At 41.5% G+C, this 13,642-nt stretch carries 6 protein-coding genes; all 6 read right to left on the reverse strand.

Features of this window, described 5'->3' with window-relative positions; genetic code table 11:
- Window positions 1-7 precede the first annotated feature (7 nt).
- The 6 genes from DP923_RS02360 to DP923_RS02385 all read right to left on the reverse strand — a co-directional run bounded on the left by DP923_RS02360 (window position 8) and on the right by DP923_RS02385 (window position 13,636).
- Window positions 8-3,229: a SusC/RagA family TonB-linked outer membrane protein gene (locus DP923_RS02360; protein ID WP_112303985.1), complete on the reverse strand. Its 3,222-nt coding sequence runs from the start codon at window positions 3,227-3,229 to the stop codon at window positions 8-10.
- 563 nt (window positions 3,230-3,792) lie between these two features.
- Window positions 3,793-5,295, reverse strand: coding sequence for a RagB/SusD family nutrient uptake outer membrane protein (locus DP923_RS02365; protein ID WP_112303986.1), 1,503 nt, complete (start codon window positions 5,293-5,295; stop codon window positions 3,793-3,795).
- A 25-nt stretch (window positions 5,296-5,320) separates the two neighbouring features.
- Window positions 5,321-8,461: a SusC/RagA family TonB-linked outer membrane protein gene (locus DP923_RS02370; protein WP_112303988.1), complete on the reverse strand. Its 3,141-nt coding sequence runs from the start codon at window positions 8,459-8,461 to the stop codon at window positions 5,321-5,323.
- A 464-nt stretch (window positions 8,462-8,925) separates the two neighbouring features.
- Complete coding sequence (locus DP923_RS02375) at window positions 8,926-11,277, reverse strand: prolyl oligopeptidase family serine peptidase (protein WP_239020945.1); 2,352 nt, start codon at window positions 11,275-11,277, stop codon at window positions 8,926-8,928.
- A 238-nt stretch (window positions 11,278-11,515) separates the two neighbouring features.
- Window positions 11,516-12,064, reverse strand: coding sequence for a hypothetical protein (locus DP923_RS02380; RefSeq protein WP_112303990.1), 549 nt, complete (start codon window positions 12,062-12,064; stop codon window positions 11,516-11,518).
- 18 nt (window positions 12,065-12,082) lie between these two features.
- A complete protein-coding gene (locus DP923_RS02385) occupies window positions 12,083-13,636 on the reverse strand; it encodes a RagB/SusD family nutrient uptake outer membrane protein (RefSeq protein WP_239020906.1) in 1,554 nt (517 codons plus the stop codon).
- Between the last annotated feature and the right edge of the window lie 6 nt (window positions 13,637-13,642).

The following is a 13,642-nucleotide window of genomic DNA, read 5'->3' on the forward strand; positions in this document are numbered from 1 at the left end:
TGCTTAATTAAATCTTAATTTTTAAACCTGCCGTTACAGTTGATAAAGGAGAATAGCGGTAAGAACTTGATCCTCCTGCTTCTGAAGTAGTAGGGTTAAAGCCCTTCCGTGCCGAGTTGATCCATAAATTATCTCCTGAAACCCATACAGAAAGGCCCCCTATACCAAATTTGTTTGTATAAGATGCGGGCAGCGCATATCCTAGCCTGATATTATTAAGAATCAGATAATTTGCTTTGGTTAAGAAGCGGGTTGATGCCGAACTAGCATTTGGATCATAGTTATTGGAAAGTCTTGGCACGCCATTTCCTGGGTTTTCTTCACTTTGCCATCTGCCTAATATGTCTGTATGCCAGTTATTTCTGCCTACTATCCCATTGTCCATTAACAGAGCATAAGCACCATCATAAGCATATCCGCCAACACTATATAACATTTGCGCGCTGAACTCAAAGCCTTTGTAACCTGCTACTAGATTAAACGCTCCCCGGATTTTAGGAATAGAAGATTTGCCAACAAATCTGGTGGTAGCTAAAGAATATATTTTAGTTGTAGTTGATTTCAAACTCCCCTCTTTAACATCAGGATTGTTTGCTAAATAATCGGCTAAACTCTGAATACCTTCTCCTTCATCAAGTATATCGTTGCTATTTGCATCAGCATAATACCTGTTCCAGGTTCCTACGCCTTCTATAGGGTCTACGCCAGCCCACTCACGTAAATAATAATCGTATACCGAATGTCCTTTTGCCCAGGCAACAGTACCTTGCACATCAAGAAATTCTTGCTGGCCTTTAGTAGGATCGATTGGCATAGAAGTGATCTCGTTATCGAACATCTCACCGTTTACACCCAAGTCAATAAAGAGATCCTTTTTCTTTATAAGATGCCCGGTCAAATCAAACTCTACTCCCCTGTTTCTAAGTTTACCATCATTTACTTTTATTGTAGCATAGCCAAGGGAAGGTCCAACTCCTCTATCAAAGATAAGGTCTTCGGTATTTTTAATATAATAGTCCACGGACCCTGACAGGTAGTTACCAAGGCCGAACTCTATACCTGTCTGGAACATTTTAGATGTTTCCCAGGTCAGATCCGGATTACCTTTTGTACCGTTAGATAAAGCAGGTTCATCATTCAGGTTACCTACTTTAAGCAGATCATATCCTGGGTAATAGCCTACGCCAGCCTGATCACCGATAAGGCCGTAACTAGCTTTCAGTTTCAAGGAGTTGAATATATTCTGATTGGCCATAAAGCCTTCGTTTGAAAGAAGCCATGCTGCACCAACTGAGCCGAAATTGCCCCATTTATCATTCCTGAATTTAGAGGATCCATCCCTGCGGAGGGTAGCCGATACAAAATATTTCTGGTCGAAGCTGTAATTGATCTGCCCAAAATAACTTTCTAAAGCATACTCTTGTGTAAAAGACTTTGAGGGCTGAGAAACGACTGCATTGTTTAATTCTTCAATATTCGGATCAACTAAGTTAAAACCGGATGCAGTTAAGGTATTAAGATTCCAGTCAGTTGCTTCGTGGGCGCCCAGTACTTCGAGATTATGCTGGCCGAAGGTCTTGTTATACCTTAGTAGATTTAAAAGATTGTAAGTAAACAGCTCCCTTCTTTGATGCGTTAAACTGCCATTCTGCGAAGCTGAATTGCCGTAGTATTTATTTCCTCTGTTGATGAATTTATTGTGATAGTACTGTACGCCTATGCGGTTCTCCAGTGTTAAGCCATCCAGAATAGTAACGTTCAAACTTGCGCTGCCATTTAGCTCGTTACGGTTGTTTCTGTTCGTATTGTATGTTGCATCTGCAATAGCATTTGTAAAACCTCCAAAACCACGTGGTGTAACTGTACCATAATCAAACTGGTTGCCGCCAAAGATCGGGTCAGTAACAAACTGACCGGCAGCATCCCGCATAAACAAAGGATAAATAGATGGAATGTTATCTACAAACCAGAATATACTTCCTGCATCTGCAGTCTGGCCTCCGTTATTGGTTTCGGTTCTGGCATATCCAATATTTACCGATCCATTCAACCATTTATTTATCTCCTGATTAACATTTAAACGTGCCGAAGTACGCTCGAAATCAGATTTAAGCAAGTATCCCTTATCCTTTAGGTAGCCGAACGAAGAAAAGTAACACGTCTTGTTAGACGACCCGCCAAACTTAACATTAACTTCTTGCCGTGCAGAGTTCTGAAAGCCGTAGTCTTCCCAGTTTTCAGGCGTATACTTTCTCGTTATACCTTCTCTTACATTTCTTGTAACAGGGTCAATCAGTTGAGCGCCGTTGGCTGCATTCCACATATTATACCCCGGGCTTATTCCATTAGCAGAAAACAAAACTGAATTTGCATAGTTAGTAGGGTTTGCCAGGTTATAAGCTGCACCTTGGTTATATAAGCTTTCCCATGCTAAACCGATATATTGCTCTGGTGATTTAATAGTGCTGTATCGGGGTAATAAATTCATGTTTGTACCTACATTTACATCAGCTTCAATGTAAGACTTTTGCCCTTTACCAGTTTTGGTAGTAATAAGAACTACACCGTTGGCACCTCGTGCGCCATATATAGCAGTCGCAGCCGCATCTTTCAAAACAGTAGTAGACGCAATATCAGCAGGGTTGATTGAATTAAGGCTACCAGAAAAAGGAATACCATCCACTACATACAAAGGATCACGGTTACCGTTCACAGAACCCAGACCACGGATTCGGATTGTTGCTACTGTACCAGGCTGGCCACTGGTATTTACAACACGTACACCTGCCACTTCTCCGGCTAACGCCTGTGAAACGTTAGAAACACTCTTGCTTTCTAATTTAGCTGCGCTAATTACTTTTGCAGTACCGGTAAAAGATTCTTGTGTACTGGTAGAATAACCAACTACTACAACTTCGTTGAGTGCTCTGGTATCTTCAGCCAGTTGCACATTTAAAGTATTTCTACCATCTAATGCAATTTCCTGGGTTTGATATCCTAAGAATTTAAAGAGCATAGTAACATCTCCTGATGGTGCATTTATGGTATAGGCTCCATTAGCACTAGTATAAGTACCAACAGAAGAGCCGTTAACAGTTACTCCCACACCGGGCAAGCCCTGCCCGGTAGTAGCATCCGTTACCGTTCCTGAAACAGTGTGACTTTGCGCCCATGCCTGATTAATCAGACAAAGCAACAGAGCCAAATTCAATAGTAGAATTTTTCTCATATAACTCTAATAACAAAAATTGATTTAATTAGAATAGTGTAACAAATTGTATTTAGTCCTAACTTCAAAGATATATTATTCTAATAACATTAAATAAACTAAGAAACAGAACATGTTTTCATACAACTTTATGTCTTATCCAAGATTCAATCTAGCTATATCAAGCCACAAGGATTTTCATATTTTTTCATTAAGACACATCGACTAGTATTTACTTTAGCAAGTATAGAAGCGATTAAAACTTGATTTTTTTACCTGCCATAAGTTCACAGAACCTCCTTTTTTAGCTTTTATAACTCTACAAATAAAGCATAATAAGAATTAAAAAATACAATTTAATAATCTTAAAATTTATAAAATAAAGAGATAGCTCACGAAGGAAACCACCTCTCTATTTTGCAAATAAACTTCTAATCTCAGCTATATCTTCCTGAGACTTTCTTTAAAGATTTTATAAATTATCTTACAAAGTCTAAGTAAGTATACCATACGATATTAGCATATATGTAAAACAAAAAGGCCACTCATGTGAGTGGCCTTTTTGTTTTACATACCAATAATGGTTATGGGTTTTGCTGCCCTTTCAATTTTGGATTGTTATCTATCTCTACCTGAGGTATCTGATGGATAAACATATCTGAATTGGCTTTCGTCTCACCTAATACTGCCGTGTGGTTACCCGTACGGATCAGAGGCTTTTGCAGACGTTTGATGTCAAGTAAGCCAAAGCCTTCGCCATAAAGTTCTTTTCTTCTCTCTACAAAGATCTCTTCCAGCAGAGCATCTCCTACAGCCAGTGTTGGCAACACAAGCATTGCATCTGTATAACGCTGCTTACGCAGCTCTAACAGCAGCAGCTGGGCAGCCGCTGGGTTGTCTAGTCTTGCCTGAGCTTCTGCCTCTATGAGGAGCATTTCAGCAGAGCGCATCAATGGTATATGCCCCCCGAGTGTAGTAAGATCTTTGAACTTGGTGATGGTATAACGGTCAGAAGTCCACACTTTATTGCCATTGCTGGTTACAAATGCTTTCTCATCTTCCTGGAACTCACGACGCGCATCGTTTGCATCAAATAACGCAACGAAGGTATCATTCGCACGCAGGTTGTTATAACCTACACGTGTATAGGCGCGGCTTCCGCTGGCAGACAGAGTATAGCGGCCATCTATGAAAGAGTAAAAGGAAGCAAAGGCGTTGTTCTGGTCAGCTGACTGTGGCAATCCCCAGATCCACTCACCATTGCTATAACTATTGAATCCGCTTTTATAAGTTGCAGCAGTCATCAGAGGATAACCTGTACGTGCCTTCTGGGCAAATTCAACAGCTTTAGTCCACTCTCCCATCTCCAGGTAAACGCGTGCCAGCATACCTTGCGCTACGTTCTTGTTGATACGGCTCTTGCTTGGACGGGCATCTGTAAGAGTTCCTTCCGCAGTAGTCAGATCCAGCAGGATTTGTGCGTATACCTGCTCCAATGTTGCTCTTTCCTTGCCCTCTGTCTGAGGAGTAGCAGGTTCCAGCATAAGCGGAACAGCCAGCGCATTTTTATCTTTCAGGTACGTGTGCTGATACGCACGAGCCAGGTTAAAGTAAGAGAAAGCTCTGATTACTCTTGCTTCAGCTTCCAGAGACTTTATCTCAGCTTCTGTAGCATCCGGCAACTTGGACGAAAATGCAATGATGTTGTTTGCATTCGTAATCAGGTTATAGGCATGGCCCCAGAGAATACGCGTACCACGGTATGTGGCAAGCTTATTCGCATGTTCGTACTGGAAGACAAACCAGTTCGTGTTTGCCATAACATCCTGTCCCATCACGTCGAATGTCATCATATAGGAAGGAACCCCGTAGCTATCATGGCTTATAGCTCCTTGATTAACAGGTGCCTGGCGCATCAAACGTATGGTGCCTTCCAATGCTGCCTCAGCACCAGCTTTATTGCTGAAAGCCTGATCATAAGACACCTTGTTGGACGGTACTGTCTCAAGGTAATCTTTTTCACAAGCAGTTAAGCTCAGCGTAGCGCCAAGTATAACTGCTAAAAATTTTATATTCTTGATTCTCATTTTATCTTAGACTAAAAAATTGTTCTTATAACGTCACACGCAGGCCAACAGAATATGTCTTCTGTGTAGGGAAACGGCTATTTGTAAGACCATCTATACTTTGCTCTGGATCTAACCCATCTGTTTTGAAAGCTGTCCATAGGTTGTCGCCTTGCACAAACACACGTGCATTCTTCAACCCAACACGCTCCTGCAGAGACTGTGGCAACGTGTAACCAAGCGTTACGTTACGCAGGCGTAGATAAGAAGCATCAACCAGAAATCTGGAAGATTGGCCGTTCGTATTCAAATCCTGCGATGTACCTAGTCTTGGCACATTAGTTACGTCGCCTGGCTGCTGCCATCTGTTCAAGATGTCTGCATTCCAGCTTGTACCGGCTCTGTCGCCACCATGCATCAGACCGCTGTAATCCGTGTTCAGGATTTCGCCACCAAGGCTATAAGTGAAGAATACGCTTAGGTCAAAGCCTTTGTAAGCAAAGTTATTGGTAACACCGCCCGTTACATCCGGAAGCGCATTGCCTACATAATAACGGCCAGCCTCGTTGTAATTAGAAGTAGTTACTCTCTCAGTCACATTGCCATTAGTGTCCTTTACATCTTTGTACCACAAACTCAAACCTGTTTGTGGATCCACCCCAGCAAACTCCTGGATAAAGAAATCATAGATAGAATGACCAACTTTCAGCTGCTTGGTTCCCTGAAGAATAGTCTCCTGCGGAAGCTTGGTCAGTTCATTTCTGTTGTGGGCCGCATTGAAGTTTGCATTCCAAACAAAGTCACTTCCATTGATGATGTCGGCGTTCAGGTTAAACTCAACACCTCTGTTTCTAATAGCTCCTAGGTTATCAAACACGGTAGAAAAACCAGTAGAAGGAGACAATGGCTTGTTAAACAACAGGTCTTCAGATCTTCTATCGTAGTAGTCTAAGGAAACATCAAATCTGTCGAATATTGTTGCGTCTATACCTACGTTGAAAGCCGCCTGCTTTTCCCAGCTCAGGTTACGGTTTTCCATTTTCTCCAGAATAATACCAGGAGCAGAAAGATTGCTGTAACCAGTCTGGTATAAACCTCTGAACGAATAGTAGTCAGCGCTGCCTCCTGAAGTCAACAACCCTTCGTTACCGGAAGTACCATAGCTTGCGCGGATTTTAGCATCTCCTATCCAGGATAGGTCGCTCATAAAGTCTTCCTGAGAGATTCTGTAAGAACCGCCAATAGAGAAGAAGTTACCCCAACGTTTTTCATCAGCAAAGCGAGAAGAACCATCACGTCGGAATGAGCCGGACAGGTAGTACTTGTCCATAAAGTTATAGTTAACCTGACCCAGGTAGCTCATAAGTGAACGTCTGTCGTTTTGGCTATCTAGTGAGGTTAGCGTAGAAGCGTTGTCAAGCTCAGTTAAGCCAGGTAGTGGCAGGAAATTGGTCTTCTGGCCATAGATGTAATCATACTTGTTGTTGAATGCCTCAAAACCACCCAACGCGTCGATTTGGTGTTGACCAAAAGATTTGCTATAGCTTAATATGTGGTTGATGGTGTATTCTACAAAGGAACTTCTCCACTGTGTTCCACGACCACCAACACCAGCTCCGTCACCGTAAAGTGGGTTATAGAAAGTAAAGTCTTTCGTGTTGTCGCCGGTTAGCGCAAAAGTAGTCTTATACTTCAAATCAAAAGGAAGTGCAACTTCTCCGAATGTGTTTAAGCTCCAGGTAAGTACATTGCGCTTTAACATGTCCAGTTCAGTAGTACCTACTGGGTTACCATTACCACCGTAAGGTCGGGAGGTATTGAAGTCGTAAATAGATGGGTTAGCGATGAAAGAGCCATCAGCATTTCTTCTATTCTGAATCGGGTATACCGGCGCAATATTTCTACCCCAGGATACTACGTTACGGAAAGATGTACCGCTTGAAGTTGGAGAGTTCTGGTCTGTATTCGAGATCAAGGCGTTTACACCAAACTTAATCCTATCAGTAACTTGTGACGTTACACGCAGACGGGAAGTATAACGCTCAAAACCAGAAGTAATGAAAGCACCTTCCTGATTTAAGTAGTTTCCAGAGAAGTAGTAGTTGGTTTTATCATTACCGCCTTGAATGCCGAAGTCATACTCCTGGCGAACAGCTTTTCTGAAAAGAGCATCTCTCCAGTCATCTTCCCAGGCTGGCGTAAGACCTGCTTTCAATTTACCATCAAGTCCAATCGGTTCATTGTCGTTGTATGGGTTGTATTGTTGGCCATTGGCACCTCCACCCGCAATGCGGCTTACAACGTTTTTAGCAGCATACTCCTCAGGCGAAGCAAATTTACCTTGCCACAAAGATGAAGTTGCTCTTGCATCGTTTCTTAAAGCTTCCCAGGTAAGCTCATAATACTCATTTGAGTTTACGTTCTTATAATCTTTTACAGCGAAGTCAGAAACACCATAAGTAGCACCAAATGTAATGGTTGGACTCTTAGGAGCGCTTCCACCTTTAGTTGTGATCACGATTACACCGTTCGCAGCGCGGGATCCGTAAAGGGCAGCGGCACTGGCATCTTTCAATACAGTCATCGACTCGATGTCGTTCGGGTTGATGGCATTCAGATCACCTGAATAAGGAGCACCATCCACAACATACAATGGAGTTGAGGAGGAAGCAACTGAGCCTACCCCACGGATACGAACCTGGCCGGTTGAACCAGGCTGGCCGCTTGTCTGAACAACCTGTACACCCGGTGTTAAACCACCCAGCGCTTTGGTCACATCATTCACCTGAAGCTTCTCAATTGATTCTGACTTGATAGCAGATGCAGAACCTGTAAATGATTTTTGGTCTGCTGTACCATAAGCCACAACTAATACTTCCGCTAATTGCTTGTTATCAATCGGAAGTGCCACATTTACTACATTTCCCGCTATCGGGCGTTCTGTAGTTATATAACCTACAAAACGAAATGTAAGCGTGTTACCTTCAGCAGGTAAATTCAGCGAGTACGTACCATCATAATTGGTAGCAGTACCTACTGTTGTACCTTTAACAATTACTGCAACACCTGGCAATGGCTGTCCATTGGAGGCATCTGTAACTGTTCCGGAAATGGTTCGATTCTGCGCCCACGCCTGAGTTACCAGCGCAAGGAACATAACCAAACCAAATAATAGAACTTTTCTCATAAAGTTAGATTAGAATAATTGGTTAATTTGTTAATTGTTTGTTTCCAAATATAACTCAATGTTACAACAATCATAAGCAGAAGCTTATTTTTTTAACTCTACCCTAACTTTGTGTTTACACTTTAATGTCAAAACATTAATATCACTTTCTTAAATATCTGTTATTTAGAGCATTACAAGCCATTTTTTTTGAAAAATGTTATTCCCAACAAAATGGACTTTGATACACTTAAATCACATTTATAAAGCAAAAGCAAAAACTGGATTAGTTAAATAAAGTATAAACCAGGACTCAAACACAATCACATGAACAATATAACATTATCACTATTTTTAGACCACCTCTAACCTGTGTTAAGAAACTCTAACACTTTTATTTACTTCAATGTTTATCTTAGATGTAAAACAGAAAAACGCAGAGCACTCTTGGCACCCTGCGTTTTTTCAAATTGAAGAATGTTTTTCTACTTTTTCTTCAGATTCTCTTCGAAGAGTTTATAGATCCGCTTATACTCGTCTGTCCAGCTGGATGGTTCTACAAAGCCATGGTCCTCGACAGGGTAAACTGCCAGTTCCCAGTTATCTTTACCAAGCTCAATCAAACGTTGCGATAACCTGACAATATCCTGGAAGTGCACATTGGTATCGATCATCCCGTGGCACATAAGCAATGCTCCTTTTAAACCATCGGCATAATAGATAGGTGAGCTTTTAGCATAAGCTGTGCTGTCTGTGTAAGGAGTATTCAGGATATTGGAAGTATAACCATGGTTGTAATGTGCCCAATCCGTTACAGAACGCAGAGCTGCTCCTGCTGCAAATACATCCGGCTCAGTAAACATAGCCATCAACGTAATAAAACCGCCATACGATCCGCCGTATATACCGATGCGTTTCGGATCTACGTTATACTTATCTGCTAAAAGCTTTGCCCCATCTACATGGTCGCTTAAGTCTTTGCCACCCATAAACTGGTATATACCGGTGCGCACATCACGGCCATAACCAGCACTGCCCCTGTAGTCAATATCCAGCACAGTATAGCCTTGCTCAGCCAGCAAGTTATGGAACATGTACTCTCTGAAGTATGAGCTCCACCATTTATGCGCATTCTGAAGGTAACCTGCACCATGCACAAAAATTACTGCGGGGCCATTCTGAACAGCATTGGCAGGGCGGTAAACACGTGCATACACATCCACGCCATCCTGTGCTTTATAGGAAATAACTTCCGGCTCACGCCATTTGTAGCTCTTAAATTCTGGAGTAAGGGAGTTTGTTACCTGCTTAGGTTTTGCCCCTTTCTGGTTGTCCATTAAGTATAACTCCCAGGGTTTATTGCTATAAGAGTAACGGATGGCCAGCTTTTTCTCGTCCGGCGACATAGTTACTTCCGAAGCGCCCGGCATTGTTGTAAGTTGCACCATTTCGCCACCTCTTACAGGCATCCTGTAGAAATGCTTCTCACCCGGGTGTACTTTATTTGCCGTGAAATACCAGTTCTTTTTGTCTTTAGATAAGTACACATCAGACACTTCATACTTACCGGACGTTAATGCCTTCTTAGCGCCTGAATTAACATCTACTGTATAAAGGTGCGAGTAGCCACTCTCTTCGGATTGGAACCATACTTTATTATCAGGTAGCCATCCCATTTCTCCGGTGCCATACCCAATACCAGGTCCAGCAATCCAGGCATCATCATGTTGTCTGTCTAATAAAGATACAGTGCCTGCGGCTGGATCCAGTTTCATTATCCAACGGTCTTTATTGTCTGCAGCACGCGCAACTACTACGGCATGCTTGCCATCTTCTGACCATACAGGGCCAAACATGGATGTTGCTCTTAAATCAGCTGCTCCGTTCGGTTTGCCGGCTTGCTTGGCATCTGTACTTTTTATGTAATGCGGTTTGTCTGTAATGCCAGCTATCCCTTTCATCGTTACCTGGTAGGCTGTGTCGCGTCGGGCATCATATAGAAAGAATTCTGAGGTCGTTTGCGCATCTCCTACTTTGGTGCGTGTGTTCAGATCTTCTGTATAACCACTTGCTGTTACAAAATCCGGAACGATCGTAATTTTAGCGTTTTTCGGACGGCTGATCAATTGATAGGATATGTAGCGCTCATCTGGACTCAGAGTGACATTACTTACAATTTTATCATCCAGGTAAATTTCAGCCGGGCGGGCTGGTGCATCTATTTCCTGTTGCTTTTTAGTAGCTTCCTTTGCAGCTTCTCTTTCCTTGATAACGTCAAAAAGGCCTAGCTGCTGTTTTTTTAACCAGGCGCGCTGCGGGTCTTTGTCGTCAGTGGCAGCTGGCTTCCTTCCTTTACGGAAATCTGTTAACTGGTTTAGTTGGCTCGTAGCTGTATTAAAAGCATACAAGTTGCTATCTCTCAGATAAAGTACTTTCTTTTCATCAAAACTGAAAGACGGGCTGCTTTCACGTTCTACTGTGTTGGTAAGCTTTTGCGTTTTCCCTGATTTAATATCCAACAAAAAGATATCTCCGTTTTTTTCGTACACTTTTTTTGTTCTGGCCTTGTTGTAACTGCCAGCCATGGAAGGCAAGTTGCGGCGCTCACTTGCAGCAACCTTTTTTATATCTTTCCCGCTTGTTGATACACTGTAGAGCGAATCAAACTTTGTCGCATCCGGGTTCCAGTTAAAGTATACTTTCTTTCCATCTTCCGACCAGAAGACGTTACTTGGCGAAGTTCCGATCCATTTAGGATCCCGCATAATCTTTTCAACTGTTAATCCTGGTGTTTGCGCTTGTACAAATACTGTCAGCAGCAATAACCACGAAAACATTAACCCTTGTTTTTTTGATAGCATATTCAGATTAGATAAGAAATGATATGTATACTTTAATATCCAAATAAAAGCAATAACTATAAGTTTGACAAACTGAAGTATATAAGATGCTTTTATTGGCTTTTGCATTTACCGTATGTAAAGCATTTTACTGTGCTGACTAAAAAACAAAAGGTGATGCTAGATCTAGCATCACCTTTTGTTTAATTGTATTACTATTATATCAAATCAAGTATTAACCCTTATTGATAAGTATGCCTACACGCTTATCAGTTGGATTAGGACTATACTTTGCATTTCCCTGAATTTCTAACACGATCAGCTTTTCAGTAGCTAAAGGCTCAACAGAATTCAGAATTTCTAACTCGATATAACCAAAGCTTGAGTTAGCAGGAATAGTAAACTTACCAGATGTTTTAAAATGAGTACCCTGTACAGCAGCTTCACCGTTAATAGTTGCTGTAGTATATGTTTCGTTAGGAACAACAACATAAGTAAACTCCTGGGCTACATCAGATTGTCTGGCTACTAAGTTCACCCTTAACTTAATTATCCCGGTAGATTTTGAAATCAATGGATCTGCTGTAGTCCCTTGCGTAAGTACTTGTCTGCCTTCTCCTGGTTTTCTATTCAGAACTGGATAGTCTTTTCCTAAAGCATTTGAATTGTAAGTAGCAGCATCTATTTCAATGAACTCCTTGGTTGGAGTTATTTCATCGTTCTCTATGCAGGATGTAGCTGCTAAAGAGACAAATGCTAATAGAGCAAATAATATTTTTTTCATGATGTAAATTCTAAAAAATTAATAACCTGTGTTATTCACTAAATTCGGATTACCATCTAACTCTCTAACTGGCAGAGAAGGAAGAATTTTATAATCAGAGAATGGAAGAGTTGCAGGAGATTTTACGATGTCTCTACCTAATCTCTTAAGATCGAAGAAGCGATGACCTTCGAAAGCGAACTCAATTCTTCTTTGACGAATGATTTCGTTTAATAAGTCCTGCCCGCTAAGTAACAGATCCGAAACTGCAGCTGTAGAAGCCCCATAATCTGTATATCTGTTCTCTTTGATCTTTTTCAGATCTAAACGTGCTGCAGCTTCATCCAATACTGGAGACCCAGGTGTTGAAAGCGCTTCAGCTCTGATCAGGAACATATCCGAGATTCTCAAAACAGGTACGTTGTCTAAGTTGATAGAACCGTTCTTACCTAAGAATTTGGTAGTTTCTACAAAAGCAGCACCACGACCAGCAGTACCTATTTCATATAATAAATTTCTTACGTCTGTAGAACGGGAAGCTATTGCAACTGCTGCAGTACCACTTGTGCTAGCACCAGTTGCTGTTTTGGTCATTACAATACCTAAATCAGTAAGTAGAGCTTCTGTTGGAACTAGATCACCGAAGCCACCTGTCTGAGATCTATTGCCTGCTATTACTATAGTTGTAAATGAAGTCTGTAATGATTCGTTTACACCAATGTTTTCAGCATTAATTGTAAAAGCAACTTCGAATAAAGATTCTGGGTTAACTCTATTTCTCCAGCCATTTACATAGCCACCTGCCGTTAATAAACGGCTGCCGTGTGTAGCTATTACTTTATCAGCATATTCTTTAGCTGTTGCATAATCCTTATTATACAAAGCTACACGTGCTAATAAACCTTGAGCAGCTTGCTTAGAAGCTATAGAAGGAGTTGTAGTTAAATTACCTAATTTAGCTTCTGCTGCTTGAAGATCTGCATAAACCTGCTTATAAACATCAGCTACAGATGAACGGGCTGGCAATCTTAAAACAGCATCCTCTAAGGTTTTAACACCATTCAATAACAAAGGCACACCGCCTTTATCCTGGCTCGAAATTGCAGTACCCGGATCATATGCATAACTGCGTACCAGATCAAAGTAGCATAATGCTCTCAAAAACTGCAACTGGCCTTCCCAAGTTGCTTTTTCTGCATCTGTTACAGCAGGAGTAACATTAAGATTAGGGATTGCCTCCAGTGCCAGGTTTATATCATTAATCGCATAATAGTAATTCTGCCAGTGAATGAAATGAGCATTCGGCTGATTATTGCTTTCGTTAACAAATCGACCTGATCTATTTGTTGCACGACCGTTATCTGAAAGAGCTTCCGGTAATGCAATCATATCTCTGCCGTAAACACGGGCAGATTTTAAGCGTGAGTAAACCCCTGTTATAGCTGCGTTCACGTTTTCTCGTGAATTTAAAGCGGTGGCAATATCAACAGATTGCCTTGGGTCTACCTCTAGTGCTTTCTCACAAGAAGAGAAAGTTAAAGCAGCAGCTAAAAGCGCTATTGACGATAATTTATATTTGATATTCATTTTCATTTTTCT

The sequence above is a fragment of the Pontibacter arcticus genome, from assembly GCF_003284895.1.
GTDB classification, from domain to species: domain Bacteria; phylum Bacteroidota; class Bacteroidia; order Cytophagales; family Hymenobacteraceae; genus Pontibacter; species Pontibacter arcticus.